At 64.4% G+C, this 22,862-nt stretch carries 24 protein-coding genes and 3 pseudogenes (1 of these 27 running past the window's edge); 12 read left to right on the plus strand and 15 right to left on the minus strand.

Annotation, left to right across the window (positions count from 1 at the left end; genetic code table 11):
- The 5 genes from AYJ54_RS37780 to AYJ54_RS37800 form a co-directional block, all read right to left on the minus strand.
- A protein-coding gene (locus tag AYJ54_RS37780) for a TRAP transporter large permease (protein WP_063707325.1) crosses the window boundary here: on the minus strand, window positions 1-1,354 show its 5' portion. 251 nt of this gene lie to the left of the window's left edge; the window shows 1,354 of its 1,605 coding nt (coding positions 1-1,354); it begins with the start codon at window positions 1,352-1,354; its stop codon lies off the left edge, out of view.
- Complete coding sequence (locus AYJ54_RS37785; protein WP_063707391.1) at window positions 1,351-1,890, minus strand: TRAP transporter small permease subunit; 540 nt, start codon at window positions 1,888-1,890, stop codon at window positions 1,351-1,353. The genes AYJ54_RS37780 and AYJ54_RS37785 overlap by 4 nt, the downstream gene beginning before the upstream one ends.
- Window positions 1,891-2,185: 295 nt before the next feature.
- On the minus strand, window positions 2,186-3,220 hold the full coding sequence (gene moaA / locus AYJ54_RS37790; RefSeq protein WP_063707327.1) for a GTP 3',8-cyclase MoaA: 1,035 nt from the start codon (window positions 3,218-3,220) through the stop codon (window positions 2,186-2,188).
- A 108-nt stretch (window positions 3,221-3,328) separates the two neighbouring features.
- Complete coding sequence (locus tag AYJ54_RS37795) at window positions 3,329-3,823, minus strand: hypothetical protein (RefSeq protein WP_063707393.1); 495 nt, start codon at window positions 3,821-3,823, stop codon at window positions 3,329-3,331.
- A 171-nt stretch (window positions 3,824-3,994) separates the two neighbouring features.
- Window positions 3,995-4,669: an HAD-IA family hydrolase gene (locus AYJ54_RS37800; protein ID WP_063707395.1), complete on the minus strand. Its 675-nt coding sequence runs from the start codon at window positions 4,667-4,669 to the stop codon at window positions 3,995-3,997.
- 160 nt (window positions 4,670-4,829) lie between these two features.
- On the opposite strand from AYJ54_RS37800, the gene rpiA reads away from it, so the two are divergent.
- Genes rpiA through gor form a run of 3 tightly spaced genes read left to right on the plus strand, consistent with a single transcriptional unit; the run spans window position 4,830 to window position 7,517 of the window.
- On the plus strand, window positions 4,830-5,543 hold the full coding sequence (rpiA, locus tag AYJ54_RS37805; protein WP_136624211.1) for a ribose-5-phosphate isomerase RpiA: 714 nt from the start codon (window positions 4,830-4,832) through the stop codon (window positions 5,541-5,543).
- 2 nt (window positions 5,544-5,545) lie between these two features.
- Entirely contained in the window at window positions 5,546-6,082 is a 537-nt protein-coding gene (locus AYJ54_RS37810; protein WP_063707331.1) for a DUF2059 domain-containing protein, read from the plus strand.
- Between the two features lie 46 nt (window positions 6,083-6,128).
- Window positions 6,129-7,517 (plus strand): glutathione-disulfide reductase, encoded by a 1,389-nt coding sequence (gene gor / locus AYJ54_RS37815; protein WP_063707333.1) that lies wholly within the window; start codon window positions 6,129-6,131, stop codon window positions 7,515-7,517.
- A gap of 9 nt (window positions 7,518-7,526) precedes the next feature.
- On the opposite strand, the gene AYJ54_RS37820 is transcribed toward gor, so the two are convergent.
- From AYJ54_RS37820 to AYJ54_RS53075, 5 genes and pseudogenes are all read right to left on the minus strand, one after another.
- Complete coding sequence (locus AYJ54_RS37820; RefSeq protein WP_063707335.1) at window positions 7,527-8,666, minus strand: hypothetical protein; 1,140 nt, start codon at window positions 8,664-8,666, stop codon at window positions 7,527-7,529.
- 316 nt (window positions 8,667-8,982) lie between these two features.
- Window positions 8,983-9,195 (minus strand): hypothetical protein, encoded by a 213-nt coding sequence (locus AYJ54_RS37825; protein WP_063707337.1) that lies wholly within the window; start codon window positions 9,193-9,195, stop codon window positions 8,983-8,985.
- A gap of 232 nt (window positions 9,196-9,427) precedes the next feature.
- Window positions 9,428-10,009 carry an FMN-binding negative transcriptional regulator gene (locus AYJ54_RS37830; protein ID WP_063707339.1) on the minus strand — a complete coding sequence of 194 codons (582 nt, stop codon included), beginning with the start codon at window positions 10,007-10,009 and terminating at the stop codon, window positions 9,428-9,430.
- A gap of 84 nt (window positions 10,010-10,093) precedes the next feature.
- Window positions 10,094-10,814: aminotransferase-like domain-containing protein (locus tag AYJ54_RS53070; RefSeq protein ID WP_245329226.1), on the minus strand; the 721-nt coding region annotated here is incomplete at its 5' end.
- A 1-nt stretch (window position 10,815) separates the two neighbouring features.
- Window positions 10,816-11,569: pseudogene (locus tag AYJ54_RS53075) on the minus strand (aminotransferase-like domain-containing protein); the annotation flags it as partial.
- Window positions 11,570-11,711: 142 nt separating this feature from the next.
- On the opposite strand from AYJ54_RS53075, the pseudogene AYJ54_RS37840 reads away from it, so the two are divergent.
- The 7 genes and pseudogenes from AYJ54_RS37840 (at window position 11,712) to AYJ54_RS37865 (ending at window position 16,080) form a co-directional block, all read left to right on the plus strand.
- Window positions 11,712-12,102, plus strand: a pseudogene (locus tag AYJ54_RS37840) (nuclear transport factor 2 family protein).
- Between the two features lie 249 nt (window positions 12,103-12,351).
- Entirely contained in the window at window positions 12,352-12,522 is a 171-nt protein-coding gene (locus tag AYJ54_RS50160; protein ID WP_245329227.1) for a hypothetical protein, read from the plus strand.
- Between the two features lie 930 nt (window positions 12,523-13,452).
- Window positions 13,453-13,941 (plus strand): TerB family tellurite resistance protein, encoded by a 489-nt coding sequence (locus AYJ54_RS37845; RefSeq protein WP_063707343.1) that lies wholly within the window; start codon window positions 13,453-13,455, stop codon window positions 13,939-13,941.
- A gap of 2 nt (window positions 13,942-13,943) precedes the next feature.
- A complete protein-coding gene (locus AYJ54_RS37850; protein ID WP_063707344.1) occupies window positions 13,944-14,306 on the plus strand; it encodes a hypothetical protein in 363 nt (120 codons plus the stop codon).
- Window positions 14,303-14,941 carry a TerC family protein gene (locus AYJ54_RS37855; RefSeq protein ID WP_063707346.1) on the plus strand — a complete coding sequence of 213 codons (639 nt, stop codon included), beginning with the start codon at window positions 14,303-14,305 and terminating at the stop codon, window positions 14,939-14,941. Before AYJ54_RS37850 ends, AYJ54_RS37855 begins: the two co-directional genes overlap by 4 nt.
- A gap of 36 nt (window positions 14,942-14,977) precedes the next feature.
- Complete coding sequence (locus tag AYJ54_RS37860; RefSeq protein ID WP_063707348.1) at window positions 14,978-15,559, plus strand: TIGR00645 family protein; 582 nt, start codon at window positions 14,978-14,980, stop codon at window positions 15,557-15,559.
- Between the two features lie 143 nt (window positions 15,560-15,702).
- Complete coding sequence (locus tag AYJ54_RS37865; RefSeq protein WP_063707350.1) at window positions 15,703-16,080, plus strand: hypothetical protein; 378 nt, start codon at window positions 15,703-15,705, stop codon at window positions 16,078-16,080.
- 13 nt (window positions 16,081-16,093) lie between these two features.
- Here the strand turns inward: AYJ54_RS37865 and AYJ54_RS37870 are convergent, their stop codons facing one another.
- From AYJ54_RS37870 to AYJ54_RS37885, 5 genes and pseudogenes are all read right to left on the minus strand, one after another.
- On the minus strand, window positions 16,094-16,468 hold the full coding sequence (locus AYJ54_RS37870) for a winged helix-turn-helix domain-containing protein (RefSeq protein ID WP_063707352.1): 375 nt from the start codon (window positions 16,466-16,468) through the stop codon (window positions 16,094-16,096).
- Between the two features lie 115 nt (window positions 16,469-16,583).
- The gene (locus AYJ54_RS53080; protein WP_245329229.1) at window positions 16,584-17,369 is read right to left on the minus strand and encodes a class I SAM-dependent methyltransferase; all 786 of its coding nucleotides are present in this window, start codon (window positions 17,367-17,369) and stop codon (window positions 16,584-16,586) included.
- A 9-nt stretch (window positions 17,370-17,378) separates the two neighbouring features.
- Window positions 17,379-18,803 (minus strand): annotated as a pseudogene (locus tag AYJ54_RS53085) (NAD-dependent succinate-semialdehyde dehydrogenase); the annotation flags it as partial.
- A gap of 4 nt (window positions 18,804-18,807) precedes the next feature.
- Entirely contained in the window at window positions 18,808-19,554 is a 747-nt protein-coding gene (locus tag AYJ54_RS37880; RefSeq protein WP_063707354.1) for a glutamine amidotransferase, read from the minus strand.
- 131 nt (window positions 19,555-19,685) lie between these two features.
- Complete coding sequence (locus tag AYJ54_RS37885; RefSeq protein ID WP_063707356.1) at window positions 19,686-20,768, minus strand: substrate-binding domain-containing protein; 1,083 nt, start codon at window positions 20,766-20,768, stop codon at window positions 19,686-19,688.
- 114 nt (window positions 20,769-20,882) lie between these two features.
- Here AYJ54_RS37885 and AYJ54_RS37890 point away from each other — a divergent pair, with 114 nt between their 5' ends.
- Both AYJ54_RS37890 and AYJ54_RS37895 read left to right on the plus strand, forming a co-directional pair.
- A complete protein-coding gene (locus tag AYJ54_RS37890) occupies window positions 20,883-22,367 on the plus strand; it encodes an aldehyde dehydrogenase family protein (RefSeq protein WP_063707396.1) in 1,485 nt (494 codons plus the stop codon).
- A 180-nt stretch (window positions 22,368-22,547) separates the two neighbouring features.
- Window positions 22,548-22,811, plus strand: a complete 264-nt coding sequence (locus AYJ54_RS37895) for a hypothetical protein (RefSeq protein WP_063707357.1) — start codon at window positions 22,548-22,550, stop codon at window positions 22,809-22,811.
- Window positions 22,812-22,862: the final 51 nt, after the last annotated feature.

A 22,862-nucleotide genomic window follows, 5' to 3' on the forward strand; every position in this document is an offset into this window, starting at 1 on the left:
GCAGGAACGAGGTCTGCATGTTCACGCACAGCATGACGCCGAACCAGATCAGCGCGGCGTCAGGGCCGACCACCGGTGCCAGTACCTTCTGCGCGATCGGCGCGATCATCGGCAGGATGATGAAGGCGATCTCGAAGAAGTCGAGGAAGAACGCGACGAAGAAGATGAAGATGTTGATGAAGATCAGGAAGCCCCAGGCGCCGCCGGGCAGCGAGGTGAGCAGGTGCTCGAGCCAGACGCCGCCGTTGCACCCCAGGAACACCACCGAGAAGCAGGTCGAGCCGATCAGGATGAAGGTGACCATGCAGGTAATTCGCATGGTCGTCTGGTAGCCCTGCTTGATCAGGTCGCGCAGGTCGGGGATGCGCGCCGCCTCGATGCAGATCCAGGCCACCGCGAGATAGGTGATCGCATAGGCGATCTTGAACACGATGTTCTCGCTGAACAGGATCGCGATGATCGTGCCGATGCCGGCGGCGATCACGCCGATGATCAGGATTTTGCGTCCCGTAGAAGAGAAATCCTTGTGGTGGATTGCGGCGAGGACGATGGCGCCGACCGCGCCCATGGCGCCGGCTTCCGTCGGCGTTGCAAGGCCCAGCATCATGGTGCCGAGCACGACGAAGATCAGGACGGCGGACGGGATGATGCCGAGCAGGCATTTCCTCCACAGCGGCCATCCGGTCAGCGTGCGCTCCTCGATCGGCACCGCCGGAACGTGGTTCGGCTTGATGATGCCGAGGATGAAGGTGTAGCCGGCGAACAGGACGATCTGGAAGATCGAGGGGCCCCAGGCGCCGAGATACATGTCGCCGACCGACTTGCCGAGCTGGTCGGCCAGCACGATCAGCACCAGCGAAGGCGGCACCAATTGGGTGATAGTGCCCGAGGCTGCCAGCACGCCGGTGATGTAGCGGATGTTGTAGCCGTAGCGGATCATCACCGGCATCGAGATCAGCGCCATGGCAATGACCTGCGCTGCCACCGTGCCGGTGATGGCGCCGAGGATGAAGCCGACGATGATGACGGAGTAGCCGAGACCGCCGCGGATCGGGCCGAACAGCTGGCCCATGGAATCCAGCATGTCCTCGGCAAGCCCGCATCGCTCGAGCACCGATCCCATGAAGGTGAAGAAGGGAATCGCGAGCAGGAGCTCGTTGGAGAGCACGCTGCCGAATACGCGGCCCGGAATCGCCTGAAGGAAGTTCAGGTCGAAGAAGCCGAGATGGATCGCGAGAAAGCCGAAGGAGAGGCCGAGCGCTGCCAAAGTGAAGGCGACGGGATAGCCGATCAGCATCGCCAGAACCAGGCCGCCGAACATCAACGGCGGCATCATCTCCAGCGTAATGGTCATTGGGTCGGCCTCTCATACTTGGCGTCGATCGTCACGTAGCCCTTGAGAGCCGCGATACGCTTGATGACTTCGGAAACGCCCTGCAGCGCCAGCATGACGAAACCTGCGGGGATCACGAACTTGATCGGCCAGCGGATCAGACCGCCGGCATTGCCGGACATCTCGCCGACGTCATAGGCCTGCATGAAGAACGGCCAGGACAGCTTGGCGAGCAGCAGGCAGGAGGGGATCAGGAAGCAGAGCGTGCCGATCAAATCGAGCCAGAGCTGGCCGCGCTCGGACAGCATCAGATAGAAGATCTCGACGCGGACATGCTCGTTGCGCTTGAAGGTGTAGGACGAGCCGAACATCACGAGCACGGCGAACATGTACCATTGCAGTTCCAGCCAGCCGTTCGAGGAGTAGCTGAAGGCGTAGCGGATCATGGCGTTGGCCGCGCTGACGAGGCACGCCAGCAGCACCAGCAGATTGCAAATGTTGCCGATCTTCTCATTGAGGAGGTCGATGGCGTTACTCACCGCCAACAATGGACGCATCTTAGTTCTCTCCGCCGCGGCCTTGACTTCATGGGAGGCATCAGCGCGCATCACTCAGCCCGCGTGCAAAATGCGCGCGGCCGCACGGCCGTATTCCGGAGCGATTGCGCCGTCAGTCCTCCCCTCAATGCCTTGCCGTCTTGACCGCGACCGCCAAAGGGGGCGGGCCGGCTTATCGTTGCCGGGCAAGCAAAGGCGGATGCACCATTTCAGCGGGTTGCCGCGTCGTCAATCGGAAAATGGGCAAATTGACGCGCGGTCAGCAGCTTAGGTTAGCGGAGGAGGGAGCGAATCTTCAGCCGCCGGTGACGCTCATATGCCGGCTTACGCTCGGCCGGTCGTGGCGGCGGTCGATGATGAAGTCGTGCCCCTTGGGCTTGAGCCCGATGGCGCGGTCGATCGCATCGGCAAGCAGCATATCGTCAACTGATGCACGCAGAGGTTTGCGCAGGTCGGAGGCATCCTCGTGGCCGAGGCAGGTGTGCAGCGTACCCGTGCAGGTGATGCGCACCCGGTTGCAGGATTCACAGAAATTGTGGGTCATCGGCGTGATGAAGCCGAGCTTGCCACCGGTCTCGGCGATGCTGACATAGCGCGCCGGTCCGCCGGTGGTCTCGGTTAGGTCGGTCAGTGTGAACTGCTGGGCGAGCCGCGCGCGCACCAGCGACAACGGCAGATACTGGTCGATGCGGCCCGACCCGATCTCGCCCATCGGCATCACCTCGATCAGCGTCAGGCCCATGCCCTTGCCGTGCGCCCAGCGCATCAAATCGGGAATCTCGTCCTCGTTGAGGTTCTTCAGTGCCACCGCGTTGATCTTCACGGCAAGGCCCGCGGCGCGCGCGGCCTCGATGCCCTCGAGCACCTTGTCGATCTCGCCCCAGCGGGTGATCTCGCGAAACTTTTGCGGATCGAGCGTGTCGAGCGAGACGTTGATGCGGCGGACGCCGCAATCGGCGAGTTCCTGGGCATGTTTCGCAAGCTGCGTGCCGTTGGTGGTCAGCGTCAGCTCTTTCAGGGCACCGCTCGTCAGGTGGCGCGACAGCGAGCGCACCAGCGACATCACGTTACGGCGGACAAGCGGCTCGCCGCCGGTGAGTCGCAGCTTCTTCACGCCCTTGGCGATGAAGGCGGTGCAGAGGCGGTCGAGTTCCTCAAGCGTCAGCAGGTCCGCCTTGGGCAGAAAGGTCATGTCTTCCGACATGCAGTAGAAGCAGCGCAGGTCGCAGCGGTCGGTGACGGAGACGCGCAAATAGGTGATGGTCCGCCCGAACGGATCGGTCATCGGGCTCGACAGCGCGGCGAGGGGACTCGCGGAGTGTCCGTTCATACGAGAGACCTTGTCACTTACGGCGACGGGCGCACCTTTGCTTCAGCGGTGCTGTAGAAGCAATCTAAGCATCGGACGCGCCAAGGACAATCGTGCACTGTACGGACTTCAGCGCTGTGGCGCCGCTGCCGCGTTGGGATCGGGGAACGGCGAGGCCGCGACCGGCGTGGCGGCGGGCGCGGCTGCGGCCGCAGCGGGTTTCGGCGTCCGCGGCCGGTGCGGTTTCCGGACCGGCTTGGGCGGCACGGCGGGCTGGAGTTCCGCGAACACCGGGTTCGGATCGGTGGTGACGGACGCGGGCGTGGTGAAGTCGCCGGGATTCTTGATCACATCCACCGTCACGCTCGCCGGCTGGTACTTGTTCAGGGCGTAGCTGACCGTGAACGGACCGTCCGGGGCGGGGACCGAGACCGAGCACGGGGTCTTGCAGCCCGGTCCGAGCGAGGTCCTGGCGTCAGCGCCCGGCGGGTTGGATTCGAGCTGGACCTGGACCGGCGGCGGAGCGGACTTGAACATGTCCCAGGAGCCCGAGGAGCAGCCGCCAAGGCTTGCTCCCGCGAGAAGGCTCGCTCCCGCTAGCGCAATCGCGATGACACGACGCATGACCATCCACTTCTGTGCGACGAACCGCCACAATCCCCGCGGCGACCATAGGTGCGTCGTTCTGTCCGGGCAACCGGCCGGGCGTGCATAGATAACAGATGGTTCACGCAGGGGGCTATTGAGATTATCCAGCATTTTCAGTGTCTTGCCGCGATCCCCTGAGCAGTTGCCCTAAGCAGTTATCAGGCTGCTTGCGGCGGCCGGCAGGTCGCGCATGTGATGGATCAGCCGGTCAGGCTTCAGCTGAGCGATCGGCACGTCCGTATAGCCGAAGCTGACCCCGATCACGGGAACCCCGGCCCGCCGGGCGACCCCGACATCGGTTCCGGCATCGCCAACCATGATGCTGGCCGCCATCTGCCCGCCGGCCCGCGCCACCGTCTCGCGCAGGATGGTGGGATCGGGCTTCTGGACGCCAAAGGTATCGGCGCCGCAGATCGCCGCAAAGCGGCCGCTCAGGCCGAGCTGGTTCAGGAGCCGCTTCGACAGCCATTCCAGCTTGTTGGTGCAGACCGCGAGGGTATGGCCGCGCGCGGCCAGATGGTCGAGCGCCTCCTCGAGCCCCACGAAAGGCCGCGATTCATCGGCGATATGGTCGGCATAATAGGCGATGAAATCGGCCGTCATCCGGTTCATCTCCGCGACGCTAACCGTGCGGCCTTCGGCCTCCACGCCCCGTTCGATCAGCTTGCGGGCGCCGGCGCCGATCATGTTGCGGGCAGACTGCATCGGCACGGGCGGCAGCCCTTCACGGTCGAGCACGTGGTTCAGCGCGTTGATCAGGTCGGGCGCCGTATCCACAAGCGTGCCGTCGAGATCGAAGACGATCGTGTGAGGGGAGGTCATGCCCAAGCGCTATCGGCCCGGCTGAGTCCGCGCAAGAGGACATTCCATAAGATCGGCTTATAGGTCTGCTCCCCAGACCCTGTTCTCCGGACCAAAACGAGGCTAGATAGGCCCCGCAAGCGACCTATTTCAGCGGCACACCAACGAGGACAGGCGCAACGTGGACATGGACCAATTGAAGCGGCAGGCCGCGGCGCGTGCGCTCGAGGAGGTGCAGGACGGCATGCAGCTCGGGCTCGGCACGGGCTCGACCGCAAAACATTTCGTGGAGTTGCTCGGCGAGCGCGTGCGCGCCGGGCTCAAGGTGATCGGCGTGCCGACCTCGGAGGTGACGCGAGCCGACGCCGAGCGGTGCGGCGTGCCGCTGACCACGCTGGACGAGATCGACCGTCTCGACCTGACCGTCGACGGCGCCGACGAGATCGATCCCGCGCTCAATTTGATCAAGGGCGGCGGCGGCGCGTTGCTGCGCGAGAAGATCGTGGCGGCCGCCTCGGATCGCATGATCGTGATTGCCGACGACACCAAATGGGTGGCGACGCTCGGCCGCTTTCCGCTGCCGGTCGAGGTGATCCCGTTCGGGCTCGGTGCAACCCGCCGGGCGATCGAGAAGGCATTTGCGAGTTGCGGCGTTTCCGGGCAAATGGCGGTCCGCAAGGCCAAGGATGGCCACGTTTTCGTCACCGATGGCGGCCACTGGATCGTCGATGCCCAGCTCGGACGGATTGAGGATCCGGCTCGCCTCGCCGAGGCTTTGAGCGCGATCCCAGGCGTGGTCGAGCATGGACTGTTCATCGGCTTGGTCAGCTCGGCTGTTCTGGCGGGTGGCGACGGAATCCGCGTGGTTGAACGGCGAAAGCCGAAAGGAGACTAGGAATGAAGAGCGTGTTTAAATTCTTGCCGGCCGCGACCCTCGCTGTGGGATTGGCCTTCGGTGCCCTCCCGGCCTCGGCCCAGCAGCCGGCTGCGCCGCAACAGCCCGCCCAGCCGAGATCGACCCCGGCGGCGATCGCTGCGGCCAGGGAGATCCTGGCGCTGAAGAGCGCCAATACGATGTACGCCAACGCCGTGCCCGGCATGGTGGAGAAGACCAAGACCGCGCTGATCCAGCAGAACCTCAACTACCAGAAGGATCTGAACGAGGTCGCGCCGATCGTCGCCCAACAGCTCGCGGGCCGCGAGAAGGAGATCGGCGAGGGCATGGCGCAGGTCTACGCCAGCGAGTTCACCGAGCAGGAGCTGAAGGACCTCGTCACCTTCTACAAGTCGCCGCTCGGACAGAAGCTGATCCAGGCCGAGCCCCGCGCCATCGGCCTCAGCATGGCCTTCATGAATTCCTGGGCCCACAATTTCTCCGAGACCGTGATGGGCGCTTTCCGCGCCGAGATGCGCAAGCGTGGCAAGGAAATCTGACAGCACATATCTGATCAGGAATCCCTGAAAGAGGTCGGAGTGGACAATGGCTGAATTCGACGTCGACCTCTTTGTCATCGGTGGTGGTTCGGGCGGCGTGCGTGCCGCCCGCATCGCGGCCGGCCACGGCGCCCGCGTGGTGATCGCGGAAGAGTACCGCATGGGCGGCACCTGCGTGATCCGCGGCTGCGTGCCCAAGAAGCTGTTCGTGATCGGCTCGCACGTCCGTCACGAGATCGAGGACGCCGCAGGTTTCGGCTGGACCATTCCGCAGGCGAGCTTCGACTGGCCGACGCTGATCGCCAACAAGGACAAGGAGATCGCGCGGCTGGAGGCGGCCTACACCGCCAATGTCGAGAAGTCCGGCGCGCAGGTGGTCAAGAGCCGCGCGGTGATCGAGGACAAGCACACTGTCCGCCTGCTCGAGAACGACAAGAAGATCACGGCAAGATACATCCTGATCGCGACCGGCGGCGCGCCCAACCACGGCGCCTCCATCCCCGGCATCGAGCACGTGATCTCCTCCAACGAGGCGTTCCACCTGAAAAAGCTGCCGAAGCGGATCGTGATCCAGGGCGGTGGCTACATCGCGCTGGAATTCGCCGGCATCTTCGCCGGCTACGGTTCCGACGTCACCGTGATCTATCGCGGCGACAACATCTTGCGCGGCTTCGATGAGGACGTTCGGACCCATGTCCGCGCCGAGATGGAGAAGCAGGGCATCACCATCCTCACCGGCTGCACGGTGGCGAAGGTCGATCGCCACGGCGAGGAGTTCACCACCCATCTGTCGAACGGCTCGAGCGTCGCCTCCGACCAGGTGATGTTCGCGATTGGCCGCCATCCCAACGTCGCCAATCTCGGCCTCGACAAGGCTGGCGTTGGCATCAATCCGAAGAACGGCGGCATCGCGGTCGACCATTTCTCGAAGAGCTCGGTCGACAACATCTACGCGATCGGCGACGTCACCCACCGCTTCAACCTGACGCCGGTCGCGATCCGCGAGGGCCATGCCTTCGCCGACACCGTGTTCGGCAAGCGCGAGGTCAGGGTCGATCACGCCAACATCCCGACCGCCGTGTTCTCGCAGCCGGAGGTCGGCACCGTCGGCCTCACCGAGACCGAGGCGCGCGCGCAATTTAGCCACGTCGACATCTACAAGACGACATTCCGCCCGATCAAGGCGACGATGTCGGGCCGCGACACCCGCGTGCTGATGAAGCTTGTCGTTGACGGCTCGACCGACCGCGTGCTCGGCTGCCACATTGTCGGCGATTGTGCCGCCGAGATCACCCAGGCGGTCGCGATCGCAGTGAAGATGAAGGCGACCAAGGCCGACTTCGACGCGACCATCGCGCTGCATCCGACCGCAGCCGAAGAGCTCGTCACCATGCGCACCCCGACCGCGCGCCACGTGCGGCAGGCGGCGGAGTAGGGCGAGCGCTTACCCGTACAAGTACCCGACCGGCTTACCTTCGGTGCGCAGGGGACGGATGTCCTTCTGCGTAATGATTTGACCAGCCAAGCCGTCGATCTCGTCGCGTTGCGTTGGCGTCCAGCTGCGGAGATCGTTCATGCCCTTGAGGAGGCCGAGCCGAAGGACCTGGGTATTTTCGCTCACGTCGATGAGGCTGATGGACGTCTTGCCTGCTGTCACCACGTCGCCGGCGGCGAGCTCGAACGTCTCTCCGGCCTTGTTCTTGAATTCGGCCGTGCCGCGAATGACGCGATAGATCACAACCTCGCCCTTGGCAAAACAGGTCGCGTCCGCCGCAGTCGATGTGCTCTTCGGCAGGAGAGACTGGCCGCGCGGGTCGGTGGCGATGATGTGGCCGGTGACGAGATGGCCGCTCGGAATTTCGATGCCGATATCGCGCACATAGACCGGCATGGCCGATTTGATCGGACTATCCGTGAGGGGCTTGAACAGCGCATCGAGCGCCAGCGGGTCCTGAAGCCAGAATCCTGCATTGGCCGGGCGATCATGCAGAGGGTGGCTCCAGGCCACCCGCGGTGTCTCGGCTTCATCGATCTGATCCGGACCGACGATTGTCGGGTTAGGAAACGTCGTCGGATCGGTGACGAAGGCTTCGAGGAATTTGCCCGAGTAGCCCATCGAAATCGGATCCGGCACCACCGTCTGCGGCGTCTTCAGGTTCTCTTCGGTCGACAAACCGGACCATGTATAAAAGAGCTGGCGGTGGACGATCGCGCTTTGCAGCATCACCGCGCCGGGGCCGACATTATAGAAGCGCCCATCGTAGTCGAAGGTGAACGCGCCCGAGGTGACCAGCACGAGCTGAAAGCCGCCCGGCGGAAGATGAAGATGGAAATCGGTGGGGCCGGTGTCGGGGCGGTAGATCGGCAGATTTGTCGCGACTTCGTGAAGGAGGAAAGTTTCGTTATTGGCGTGAAAGCCCTCGTTTGCGCGATTGTAAAGTGCTTGCGGGCGGTACGTCGCCTCGTACTTCGCATTCCGGTCGCGATCGATAGCCACAAAATCCCGATCATTCAGACGAAGGGGCGCGCCACTCGGGCGGGTGAGGCCGGTGAATTTGAGATCGCCCGCAGCATGCACATTCATGGCGTTCTCCGATCTGAGCCATTCATCCGGGATCTGGGCGTGCGCATCTTGCTGCTCCGCTTGGCGGGAGGGCAGGGAATCGGCCTGATGTTGCCTTGCGAATTTTGGGCCAGTTGGAGTGCCGTGCGGCACAGGGACTCTTTGGCTCCGAGCGGCGAGAAATAATCGAGGTTGCGCCGGAGGTTAGATCACGCGTTTCTCCCAGATCGCCTGACCCTTTCGTAAATCCCGCAATACCGGGGAAGTAACGAGACGTACATTGTCTAATTTATCGGCAAGGCCTGCCGGAGAAATGCATCTGCGCTGATGGCGCGGATCAGCGAAATGCCAGCGGCTGATCTGATCTTTCAAGCGGCTGAATCACGGTTCGCTCGGGCTTGCCGGACGGGCTGTCCGCCCACTTCGCCATTTCCATCGTTCGCGCATCGACGCCTTCGCACCAGAAGCAGCTGAGCTGTGTGCCGCCCTTCCCGGAGAGGATGGGGACCAGGCCATGGCCGCAGCCGGCGCAATAGGTGATGTGATTCATGCGTTCCTCCACGACAAGACAAATTCCGGAACGATGTTATCGTTCCCAAAGCTTGCGCGGGCGCTATGACGGCGCTTGAACGCTGCCTCGGATCGGAGCGCTCGTCGGAGGGGCATCGCGAGGTGGACCAACAGCCCTGGCTGCACGATGTCCCCGGCATCGAATGGCCCGGAACAGAGGGCCTTCAACCCGGAAGCGGGATCAGCGCAGCGACCTCGCGATCCCCGGGGTTCTAGCTTGCCGCGAGCCCGGCTGCTACGCCGACACGATCGGCCTCCGGACGGTTCTGGCTCATCTTGCGCTTGCCCTCGAACCGCACGACGGGAATGCGCACGCCCACGATGCCGCGCAGCTGTGCGGCGATGAAGTCGGCGGGAGCGTCGGTGACGGCCCAGGGTTTTGCGCGCGATCCTTCGTGCCTGTTGGTCAGCCGCGTCACCGCGTCGAGCAGCCGTTCGGCCTCGTGGAAGAACTCCACCGGGCCGTAGGCATGCACGGCAACGTAATTCCAGGTCGGCACGACCTTTTCGGTCTCACGCTTGGTCGCGTACCAGGACGGCGTCACATACGCGTCGGGACCCGTGAAGATCGCCAGCGCGTTGCCGATGGGAGGCAACCGCCACTGCGGATTGGCTTTCGCGACGTGCCCATACAGCACGCCGTGGTCGCCTTCGCTCTCGTCGAGAAAGAGCGGCAGAGGGGTCGCCACCGGACCGTCGGCGGTCGCCGTCACCAGATTGGCGAGGCGTGCACCTCGGATGGTCGCCCGGATGCTCTCGATGTCGTCGTCCTTGAAGGCGGGGGGTATGTACATGGTGTATCTCCGTTAGGCTCGGAGATAGGCGAATTCTGGTCTGCGAGAAACGTCCAGTTTCTGGCAATTGTGCCAGTCCAGTTATTAGAGCCCGAGTTCGTCGACGGCCTGGGCAAGCAGCCTGCAGCCGCGCTCGATCTGCGCGATCTCCAGCGCCGAATAGCCCATGACGAGACCGATCGCCTGCGGCGACCGGCGGCGGCCGATCCGGCGGCCATCGAACAGGGCGGAGACGGGATAGATGCCGACACCCTTTGCGCGGGCTGCCTCGATCAACGCGGCTTCGCGCGCCTGCGGCACATCGTCGAACCACGCCACCACATGCAGGCCCGCGGCTGCGCCGTCGATCCGGACCCGGTCTGCGAACCTGCGGCGCAGGGCGTAGAGCAGCGCCTGCTGGCGTTCGGCATTGCGGCGGCGGACGCGCCTGACGTGGCTGTCGTAAGCGCCGCTCTCCAGCATCGCGGCAAGCGCCTCCTGTTCGACCAGCGGCGTGTGCCGGTCCATGATCTGCTTGGCGGCGCCGAACAGGGATCGCAGTCCGGAAGGCACCACCAGATAGCCGATGCGCAGCGTCGGAGAGAGCGTCTTGGAGATGGTCCCGAGGTAGATCACGTTGTCGCTGCCTTCCAGCGCGTGCAGCGGCGGGATCGGTTTGGTGTCGTAGCGGTATTCGCTGTCGTAATCGTCCTCGATCACATAGGCGTCGGCTTGGCTGGCCCAGGCGAGCAACTGGTGTCGCCGCCCGATTGGCATGACGCCACCGAGCGGATACTGATGCGACGGCGTCACATAGGCGAGGCGGNCGCCATCGAGCCGCTCCGTCTCGAGGCCATCCTGATCGACGGGAATCGGAATCGCAGTGGCGCCCGTCGCCGCAAAGGTCTGCCGCGCCATCTGGTAGCCGGGATCCTCCATCACGAAGCGGTCGCCGGCGTCGAGCAAAAGGCGCGCGCAGATGTCGAGCCCTTGCTGCGACCCGTTCACGACGACGATCTGATCGACGTCACAGCGTACGCTGCGCGAACGCCACAGATAGCCCTGAAGCGCCGTCCGCAGCCGCAGCGAGCCGCACGGATCGTCGTAGGCCAGCCGTTCGGGCTTGCGGTTCATCGCCGCGACCACGGCCTTCTTCCATGCGAGCCGAGGGAAGTCCGACGGCGACAGCTCGCCATAGCGGAAGTTCGCGACGAGACCACGCGGCGGTTCGCTCCAGCGCGGTGGATACTTCCGCAGCCGCTCGCCGAATTTTGACAGCCGCGCTTTGCGCACTGAGGGCCTGGCCGCGACACGCGCGCGTCCCCGCTCGACGACGGCGCGGGCGACACGCGGCCGCGCGCCATGGCGTGTCTCGATAAAGCCTTCAGCGGCGAGCTGTTCGTAGGCAACGGTGACGGTCGAACGCGCCACGCCCATCTCGTCGGCGAGCGCCCGGGACGACGGCAAGAGACCGTCGGTGCCGTACACCCGCGCCATGATCTGATCCCTCAGCGCTTCGTAGATCTGGCGCGCGCCCATGCGGCCGGCGCGGCGCGCGGGAATCGTTTTCATCTCGACCATCCACCATCCTCAGGAAGGAGCGATCTCAAGCCTGTGATCAGTATGAACTGAAAGGCCGCGTAGCATATCTTCATTCTGGGGGCGCCGGCTTCAATGTTGTTCTGCGGGGCGGAAGCGAGAGAAGCGTAGATCGAAGATCGATATTGACGATCGAGCCAGGTTGACGGCGCTCCACCGCCACTGGGATGCGTCGGACGCAAACGATTTCGAGGCCGAGCATGACATCTATCGCGAGAACGCCGTGCTCGATTATCCGCAATCGGGCGAGCGGATCCATGGGCGCAGAAATATTCAGGAGAGCCGCTTAGCCAAACAAGAAGTGCTTCACGGTTCGGCGAATTGTCGGCGGGGGCGATCTCTGGGTGAGCGAATTCGTCCTGACCTATGACGGCGCGCCATCCTACGTGGTGAGCATCGTGGAATTCCGCGACGGACTGCTCGTTCACGAAACGCAGTACTTCTGCGATCCGTTCGAGCCTGCGCCCTCGCGTGCACACCTTGTCGAGCGGGCAGGTCAGATTGCGTCAAGCTAGATGCAGCGAGAAAATCGAGGCCGGCTCGATGCCATCGAAGCGCCCGCCGGTCGTGCGATGCGGCGCCGGTATGCCGGTCCGGCGGAACGTTAAAGCCCGGTCGGGTCCGGAGTGTGGCATCGCCGACGAAGGAGAAGCCTGCGTGGGACTTGTCACAAAGTGCACTTGTCCCGAGCGCGGATTATGTTTTGAAATGGGGACTCAACGCCGGTAGGGGGTCGAGTGATGGCAGAGAGACCGCGAGAGTGCTTGCCTTCCCAGATCGCTGAATTGTTCGCGGCTGCGGAAAAATTACCCTTGGGCAGGGAACGCGATGAACTTCTCTGGAAGGCGCTCGAATTGGAAGCCACGTTGAAGGTGGAACGCTGGATCAATTCGTCCGGCTTGCAGCCACCGCGCAAGGTGGGATGTGATAATTGAAGAGGGGCGTATCGCGATCGTCACGACACGCGGGCCGGACGGCGGTGGACGCTGGCCACATCGGCGCGAATGGCTTCGCAGGGCGGGCAACCGTGAGCGAAGACGTCGCGCACACGATCGGTGCGATCAGCGTACGGCAAAATCGTGTGGCCCTGGCGCCCGAATCTGGCGTCAAGTCTTGTGGTGATGCATCGGCCCAACCGGGCGCGCGCTCAGCGATCTGCAAGGCGACGGGGGCAATTGGGTTCGACTCCCCCGGGGAGCTTACGACATAAGCCGTCCCACCCACTGCGCGGGGAAGGCCGAGATGTTTTCCGGTTGCCCCCGCGGTTTTTCCCGCTGTGCATTGTAGCGCAAACCTGCTCTTGCTGCGGCGACAGTCTGGATTGCTTCGCTGCGCTCGCAATGACGAGGTTGATGCAGGTGCGCGAGATATCTCCCCACCGTCGTCCCGGCGAAGGCCGGGACCCATAACCAAAGGATCCTGTTTGGCTAAGACTCGTGGTTGTCGCGACAACTGCTCCCTGTGGCTATGGGTCCTTTCGCCGGGACGACACTGAAGATGTTGCGCTGTCGTCGCGCAAGACGTCGGTACGCAAACGGCCAGCGCGCGCCCGGCCGTCATTGATGCGGAGGACGCCTGCGCCTAAGCCGGCTTGCCCGGATACGGCAACATGGAACCGATGCGGCCGCTGGTCGCACTCTTGCGGCCTTGATTCCAATCGCCTCACCTTTATCTCTCACAAGAACAACAATCCGGGCCCCTCTGGCGAGGACACCGACAACGTCGGCAAACCTCGCGATGTCGGATGACCTGTCCCGCGCGAATGCGATGGATCGGCCGATCGTCGGGCCCAGCCTGTCTGTTCTCTCCGACATCGCCCCTATCGCAGCTCTGCGCGGCCATTTGCGCAAAGTTGAGGAGCAACGATGTCTGACGCCAATTCTTCCGACAACAAGCATTCAAATCCGCTCGAGATCGAGATCACGGAGCCGTCCAGCCTCAATGAGCAGGCTGCGGTGGCGCTGGTGATTGCCGGCGCGCTCGTCGCCGTGGCCGACCGGCGTGTCTCGCCGGTCGAGCGCGACGAGGTGATCCGCTTCATCAGGGATCGTGGGCTGGCGCCGCACATCACCGACGACCGGCTGTTTGCGATGTTCGACGAACTCGCCGAACGGCTCGAGGAGCCGGACTTCGCCAATGTGGTGATCGACACCCTGCGGCCGGTCTCGGACATGCCGCTCTCGTCCCATCTGATGGAGCTGTCGGAGCGCGTCGCGGCCGCGGACGAGGACGTCCACCCCCATGAAGTGCAGGCGATCAAGCTGTTGCGCCTGCTGACGCTGGTGTTGCCGCGCGCGAAGCAGGTCACGCCGAGTGCGGTGCGCGCCGAACAGCGCGCAGCTTCCGAGGACTAGGGATGAGCGCGGCTCCCGACGAACGCTCGACGGCGCCCAAGGGCGCTGCCGGCCAACTGGCCGGCGGCGACCCGCGCCTCGATAAGCTCGTCCATCGGTTGCCGCCGCGCATGGGCGACACCGTCTCCTATCTGCTTCAACCGTCCAGCCGGTGGGTGCGGATCCCCTCGGGCGCGCTACTGGTCGTCGGCGGCGTGTTCTCCTTCCTGCCGGTGCTCGGCATCTGGATGCTGCCGCTCGGCCTTGCATTGCTCGCCGAAGACGTGCCGCCGCTGCGCGCCTCGCGTTCGAAGGTCCTGGATTGGGTCGAGCGGCGCAAGCCGCAGTGGCTCGATCCGTCCGCACCTAAAAATGATCAGTCATGATTGAATTCATCACCGCCGACGCGCTCGCCGCGCTGCTCCAGGTCGTCCTGATCGACCTCGTGCTTGCCGGCGACAACGCCGTCGTCATCGGCCTTGCCGCGGCGGGCCTGCCGGCCGAGCAGCGCCGCCGCGCCATCATCGTCGGCATCGTCGCCGCGACCGCGCTGCGCATTGTCTTTGCCGGCGTTGCGACCCAGCTCCTGCAGGTGATCGGCCTGCTGCTCGCCGGCGGCGTGCTGCTGTTGTGGGTATGTTGGAAGATGTGGCGCGAGCTGCGCGAACAGGCCGCGCACAGGAGCGAACTCGCCTTCAGCCATGGCAACGGCGCTAGTGTCGCGCCGGTGCCGCACAAGACCTTCGGCCAGGCCGCCCTGCAGATCGTCGCCGCCGACGTCTCGATGTCGCTCGACAACGTGCTCGCGGTGGCGGGCGCCGCCCGCGAGCATCCCTACATCCTCGCCTTCGGCCTGCTGCTGTCGGTCGCCATGATGGGCGTCGCCGCGGACCTGCTCGGCCGCGTGCTCCAGAAGCAGCGTTGGATCGCCTATGTCGGTCTCGCGATCATCGTCTATGTCGCTATCGAGATGATCTATCGCGGCTCGCTCGAGCTCGCGCCGGTCATCGCGAGCCTGTGAGGCTCGGCTTTCCTGTCCGCAAATCCGGAGTGATCAATGACGTCCGAACGCAAAGCCCCTTCGGCGCGCGCCGCGCCGCAGCCGCCGATCGGCCTGTTCCCGAGGCTGATCTTCGGCTCGCGCTGGCTGCAATTGCCGCTTTATGTCGGCCTCATCGTCGCGCAGGCCGTCTATGTGCTGCTGTTCCTGAAAGAGCTCTGGCATCTCGCCGTGCACTGGTTCGATGTCAATGAGCAGCAGATCATGCTCACCGTGCTCGGGCTGATCGACGTCGTCATGATCTCGAACCTGCTCGTGATGGTGATCGTCGGCGGCTACGAGACCTTCGTCTCCCGTCTCAACCTGCGCGGCCATCCGGACGAGCCGGAATGGCTGAGCCACGTCAACGCCAGCGTGCTCAAGATCAAGCTCGCGATGGCGATCATCGGCATCTCCTCGATCTCGCTGCTGCGAACCTTCATCGAGGCGGGAAATCTCGGGACGACGCGCAGCAATTTCACCGAGACCGGCGTGATGTGGCAGGTGCTGATCCATCTGACCTTCATCATCTCCGCGATCGGCATCGCCTGGGTCGACCGTCTCGCCGACAACGCGTATCGCAAGGAGGCCGGGCACTGATTGGGCGACGTCGGCCTATTTCAGATCCGACTGGACCGGCCATGGCATCCGGTTCGACGGATTCCAGAAAAACGCGGCTGGACGCCGACGTTGGTATCGATATATCCTGAAGAATATAGCGAAAGTGCGTTCCGGGATTTGCGATGGAAATCAAGGTCAGATCGCTCACGACCTGCGAAGTGGCGGCCGACGGCGGCGCGATCTCGCTGGGCTTCGAGGACGCGGCGGGAAATCCCGCCGCCGTCAGCATCTCGCTGAACCAGGTCGGCGCGCTGATCATGACCTTGCCCGGCTTGCTCGAGACGGCGCTCAAGGCCCGCTACGGCGACCAGAGTCTGCGCTATGCCTATCCATTGGCGTCCTGGGTGCTGGAGCAGTCGACCGATACGAGTCAGCGTATCATCACGCTTGCGACCGAGGACGGTTTCAAGGTGCGCTTCTCGATCCCCAAGGCCGAGCAAAGCCTGCTGGGCGAGGCCCTGACTCAAGCTATGCCCGAGATGACGGTGCGGCCGAACTAGCCGCCGGGCGCGATCAGGATTTGCGCGAACGGGCGATGTCGGTCTTCAGCGCCATCAGCTCCCTGCGCACCGCGCGTGCGGCGTCGCGCTCGATCTTGCGGTAGCGCGCGACCAGGGCGGCGCCGAAGGGTGTGAGCATCGCACCCCCGCCATTCTTGCCGCCGGCCTGCGGCTCCACCGCGGCGTGGCCGCAGATGCGGTTGATCTCGTCCACGAGGTCCCATGCGCGCTTGTAGGACATGTCCATGGCGCGGCCGGCCGCCGAGATCGAGCCGTGCTGGCGGATCTGCTCCAGGAGCTCGATCTTGCCGGGTCCGATCCGATCCTCGCTGTCGAGGTCGATACGAAGGCTCAGTTGGGGGAGCGATTTGGCGCTCGCGCGCGACATGATTGGGTCTCTTGGGCCACTCGCCTGCGAGATTGCCACTCTTGCCCGCCCTGGACAAGGTGAGGGCGCCGGATATCCAGAGCGCACCTCGGCTCCGGCGCGGCCATTCGACAGGTCAGATATGATTGACGATCAGCTTGAGCGAGCCGGCGAAGGTTGGCTGTTTCCGATAGTATCCGTAACGCGCCTCCCATCGGCCGGAGGCGAGATCGCTACCGAGCCGGTCCTCGAAGCGCCGCACCACGTCCTCGCTGACGAAGCTCCAGGCCGAGCAGGCGAGCCGCGCGGCCGGATCCAGCAGCATCTCGGGCCGGCCGTAGTAGGCCTCATTGAAGCCGTCGCTGCAGTCGAGCGGAATCGGAACGGGCAGGACGTCCGTCGTGCCGCCGAGCGCTGCTGCGATATCCTTGATCGCCGGATAGCGGGCCGCCTCGACCGCGATCACCTCCGGGCAATAGGCATGAAGCCAAAAGCGATCGAGCTCGTCGGGATCGCAGGTCATGATCGCGATCGGACCGCGCGTCACCCGCCGCATCTCGCGCAGGCCCGCGTTGAGGTTCTTCCACTGATGCACGGAGAAGGTCGACATCGCGGCGCCGAACGATGCGTCCTCGAAAGGAAGGTTTTCCGCAACGGCGTCGATCGCGACGGGAAGATGCGCCGGCCGCTGCGCCCGCATCGATTGCGACGGTTCGACCGCGGTTACGGTGCGACCGACCGGTTCGTAGGAGCCGGCACCGGCGCCGACATTGAGGATCGTGCGGGCCTCACCAAGCGCTGCCTCGATCAGCTCCGCAATGCGCGGGTCCGGTTGGCGGAAACTCGTATAGCCCTTGCCGATGGCGCCGTAATTGGCGTCGCCGGCACTTCCGTCCTGATGGCGCGGTGCGCTGTGCTGCATGAAGCGTCCTACTGTGTTGTGCGAGACGTTCTTGACGACGGTGTAGCACTGCAACCCCTCGGTGCCGCCCTCGCGGCCATAGCCGCTGTCCTTCACGCCGCCGAACGGCGTCTCGGCAAGGGAAGCGACAAAATGGTTGATCGAGAGATTGCCGACCTCGACGCCCTCGGCGAGGCGTTCGGCATTGCCGGCGGAGCGCGTGAAGGCGTAGGCCGCGAGGCCATAGGGAAGTGCGTTGGCCTTCTCGATCGCCTCATCCAGCGTCTTGACCGGATTGACCAGTGCGAGCGGCCCGAAAGGCTCCTCGTTCATGGCGCGCGCATCGTCGGGCACGTCGGCGAGAACCGTGAGCGGAAAGAAGTAGCCGCGATTGCCGATGCGCTGTCCGCCGGCAAGCACGCGCGCGCCTTTCGCCTTGGCATCGCCGACCAGCGTCTCCATCGCGTCGATCCGCCGCGCGTTGGCGAGCGGGCCCAACTGGGTCGACGGATCGAGACCGTTGCCGACCTTCAGCTGGCTCGCGCGCTCGGCGAATGACTGCGCGAACTGTTCAAAGATCTTCTCCTGCACGAAGAAGCGCGTCGGTGCGACGCAGACCTGCCCGGCATTGCGCGACTTGCCGACGACGGACGTGGCCGCCGTCGCGACGGGATCGACATCGTCGCAGACGATCACCGGCGCGTGGCCGCCGAGCTCCATGATCGCCGGCTTCATGTGCCGTCCGGCCATCTCGGCGAGATGCTTGCCGACGGGAATGGAGCCGGTGAAGGTCACGAGCCGGATGCGCGACTGCGGGATCAGATAGTCGGAAATCTCGGCGGGATTGCCGAACACGAGGTTGAGCACGCCAGGCGGCAGGCCCGCGTCATGGAAGGCGCGCACGAGCTGCGCCGCACCCGCCGGGGTCTCCTCCGAGGCCTTCAGGATGATCGAGCAGCCGGCGGAGAGGGCACCCGCGACCTTGCGGGCGGGCGAGCTCATCGGGAAATTCCAGGGCGAGAAGGCCGCGACCGGGCCAATCGGCTGCCGCAGCACCGTGTGGCGCATACCGGGCTCGCTCGGGATCACCCGGCCATAGAGACGCAAGCCTTCGGTCGCGTCCCACTCGATGATATCGCAGCCCCTGAGGATTTCGAGCCGCGCCTGTTCGATCGGCTTGCCCTGTTCGAGCGTCATGGCGGCCGCCATCACATCGACGCGCTCGCGAATGAGCGCCGCGGCCTTCAGGATGATCTGCGCGCGCTTGGCGGGCGCGGTGTTGCGCCAGACCGCAAATCCTTTCTCGGCGGCCGCGAGCGCATCATCGAGATCGGATCTGGTCGCGGTCGGAACAGTGCCCAGCACGCTTTCGTCGGCGGGATTGATGATGGGCTGCCCGCCCGCGCGCTTCCATTGTCCGTCGATGTAGAGTTCGATCAGGGGATAGTCTGCCATTTCTTCACCTTGCTTGAGCGGTCTTGGCTGCAGTATCGCCTTGCCCGAGTTGGCCGAGCCAGTCGGCGAAGACGCGATCGGCCTGGCGTGCGAGAATCTTCGAGGCTTCCGCGGTCTTCGCCCGGAGCTCACGTATCGAAATCCCGGCGCCCGCAAGCTCGACGGCGTGGCCGACATACCACTCCTCGAGCTGCCGCGGATCGGCCTCCAGGTGAAACTGGAGCGCAAGCGCGTTGCTTCCGAAGGCAAACGCCTGGATATCGTAGTTCTCGTTCGAGGCGAGCCGCACGGCGCTATCGGGAAGATCGAAGGTGTCACCGTGCCAGTGCAGAACCGGCGTGCCATCGGCAAGCGGCTTCAGGCTGGAGGCGAGGCCGGCTTCCGACAGCGTGACCGATCCCCAGCCGATCTCCTTGACGTGGCCGGCATGGACACGCGCGCCGAGCGCCTTCGCCATGAGCTGCGCGCCGAGGCAAATTCCGAGCGTCGGCAAGCCCAGGGCAATGCGGCGCTCCAGCAGCTCGATTTCCCTGACGATGAAGGGATAGCTCTCGGTCTCGTAGACGCCGATCGGGCCGCCGAGAACGATCAGGAGGTCGGCATCCCGGATCGAAGCATGGTTGAGATCGTCGACCGGCGCCTCGCAGAACGAAACATTCCAGCCTTCGCGCTCCATGATCGGCGCGAGCAGGCCGAGATCCTCAAATGCAACGTGACGGAGCGCGACGGCAGATCGACGGCGTTGAAACATCCAGCAAGCCCTACACGCGGCATCTCATGATGCTCACGCTATATTCAGAATGATATAGCGGATGCCTGGCCTCGTCCAGATGGTTCGCTGAGCGATGTGCGGCGCGCATGCCATGCATGCGGCGTGCGGCATCACCGCACGGCGTGCATCTCCAGAAAGGCCTTTACACCGGTCACGGCGCCCGTATCCGACGGTACGTAGCCGGGCAGGGTGGCGACAGCCGCACGAAAATCGGCGCTGCGGATGATCTCGAGCACGCGCTGCATCGGTTCGGTGTCCAGGAATGTGCGCTTGCAGACGAAGAAATAATCCTCGGTCAGGACGCGGATGAAATCGAGACCGAAATGCCGGGCCGCCGCTTCGACACCGAAGCTCGCATCCGCCATGCCGCTCGCGACATAGGCCGCGACCGCGGCGTGGGTGAACTCGATCTGCTGCGCGCCGTTGATGCGGCTCTCGTCGATGCCGTGTGCGGCGAGCAGCTGGTCGAACAGAAGACGCGTGCCGGAATCGTGGTCGCGGTTGACGAAGCGCACCTTCGGAGCGGTCAAATCCTCGATCGACCCGATGTGAAGCGGATTGCCCCGCGCGACCATCAGCCCCATCTCGCGCGTGACGAAATTGATGATGCGGTCCTCGCGTGGATCGAGCCATTCGCGTGCCGCCTTGATGCCCTGGGCCCGCAACGCGCCGTGCGGCAGGTGCAGGCCGGAGAGGTCGCAGGCGCCCTGGGCGAGCGAGACCAGCGAATGCTGGTTGCTGACATAGCGCAGATCGACGCCGATGCCCGGTTCGCGGTCTAGGAATTCGCGCAGCTTGGCCACCGCAAAACCGTGGCTGGCATGCACGCGGATCACCGAGGGCCGCTGCTCGAGGAACGGCTTGATCTCGCTCGCCAGCTCCTGCGCGAGGTTGTCGAGCTGCGGGCCGAGCCGCGCCTGCATGCGCTCGCCGGCCCACACCAGCCGCTCTCCGAACGGCGTGAGCCTGGAGCCCTTGCCGCGCTGGGTTTCGACCAGCGGCGTGCCGAAGAACTCCGACCATTGCTCGATCAGATTCCAGACGTGCCGGTAGGAGAGCTGCGCGTCGTTGGCGGCACTGGTGATCTTTCCGGTCTTCCGGATTTCATTGAGCACGCCGAGCATGACCACCGCGCTGCGCGGGCTGCCCTCCCGGCGAAACCGCCAAACGGCCTCGATCTCGATCTGGAGCATTGGAATAACTTTATGTAGTCGACTTCATATGTGCGGCGTCCATAGGCAAATCATATCATATTTACTACAGCAAATAGCCTCCTAGACTGGTATACCAGAACAGGAGGAAATATGATGTCTGTTGCATATGACTTTGCGCACTCGCCGGCCAGCGAGTTCATGTCTCGGCCGCAGCATCTATTGATCGATGGCCGCCGCGTCCCCGCCAGCTCCGGGCGCACCTTCAAGTCACTCAATCCTGCCACCGGGCAGGTCATCGCCACTATCGCCGAGGGCAACGAGGCGGACGTCGAACACGCCGTGGCGGCCGCGCGCCGGGCTTTCGAAGGCCCCTGGCGCACGATGCGCGCGTCGGAGCGCGGCCAGATCCTGCTGCGCTGGGCAGAGCTTCTCAAAACCCACGCCGACGAGATCGTCGAGATCGAGTCAATCGATGCAGGCAAACCGATCGCCGCCACGCTGCGCCAGGATTTCCCGGCTGCCGTCGACACATTGATCTACTACGCCGGCTGGGCCGACAAGATCAGCGGCGATGTCGTTCCCGTGCGCGACGATGCCTTGACCTACACCATGCGCGAGCCGGTCGGCGTGGTCGCGGCGATCGTGCCGTGGAATTTCCCCCTGATGATCGGCATGTGGAAGCTCGCGCCGGCGCTCGCCTGTGGCTGCACCGTCGTGATGAAGCCCGCCGAGCTGACCTCGCTGTCGGCGTTGCGCATCGCCGAGCTGGCGCTCGAAGCCGGCCTGCCGCCGGGCGTCTTCAATGTCGTCACGGGTCCGGGCCGCGTCGTCGGCGACGCGCTGGTCAATCATCCCGATGTCGACAAGGTGACCTTCACCGGCTCGCCCGGTGTGGGGCGCGGAATCATGAAGGGCGCTGCCGGCAACTTCAAGCGCGTCTCGCTCGAGCTCGGCGGCAAGTCGGGTAACGTCATCTTCGACGACGCCGATCTCGAAGCCGCATCAAAGGCTGCCGCCTCCGGCATCTTCTTCAACGCGGGCCAGGTGTGCTCGGCCGGCTCCCGCGTGCTGGTGCAGGAGAAGGCCTATGACGAGGTCGTCGAGCGGCTGGCCGCGCGCGCGAAATCGCTGAAAATGGGCGATCCGCTCGACCGCAAGACGACGCTCGGGCCCGTGATCTCCGAGAAGCAGATGAAGTCGATCCTCGACTATGTCGATATCGGACAGAAGGAATGCGCAACCCTCGTCACCGGCGGCGAGCGGGTCGGCGAGCGCGGCTATTTCATCAGCCCCGCGGTGTTCGCCGATGTCGAGCACGAGATGCGGATCTCGCAGGAGGAGATTTTTGGTCCCGTCGTCAGCGTCATCAAATTCAAGGATGAGGCAGATGCGCTCAGGATCGCCAACGGCACGGCCTACAGCCTCGCCGCCGGCGTCTGGAGCCGGGATATCGGCAAGCTCCAGCGCTTCGCCAAGCGCGCGCGGGCGGGCACGGTCTGGATGAACACCTATGGCTATACCGATGTGCGCCTGCCCTGGGGCGGCGAGCGCGACTCCGGCCTCGGCCGTGAGCACGGCACCGCCGCGATCGACAATTTCACCGAGCCCAAGGCGGTGTGGATGAACCTGGCCGTCTGAAAACCTCCCGAGCCGGCCAGCTCTTGAATCGTCCGGTCAGGCGGGCTTCCTTTTCCAGGTCGATAAAATTGTCTGCAATCCGCTCAGCGGCGGCAAACCCTGCGGACGGGAATCGCGCCCCTTAAACCTGAGCTTTGGAACTGGCGTGCATCCTTCCCGACAAAAGGGCGGGGCATCAGCATGTCTATTCTCAAAGAGATCGTCGTTGCGGTCGCGGGGGTGTACGCGCTCCTGTTCGTCTGCGACGCGTTGTTCGGCATCGGCGAGGCGCGCTTCGACGACGCGTACTATCAGAGCACCTTCTACGCGCCGCGGTCGAACGAGTTTCGCTTCGCAAGCAACACGACGCCGGCAGCACGCGTCAGCGCCGCATTTGCGCAGTTCACGCCGAGCGAAGCAAAGACCGCCAGGCGGTATTCCTCTCTGACGACGGTCATTCGTTGAGCAGCGCGATCGAGGGCTCAGGCCTTCGATACGGCCGTCCTCCGAGCCTTG

Source organism: Bradyrhizobium centrolobii, from assembly GCF_001641635.1.
Classification (GTDB): domain Bacteria; phylum Pseudomonadota; class Alphaproteobacteria; order Rhizobiales; family Xanthobacteraceae; genus Bradyrhizobium; species Bradyrhizobium centrolobii.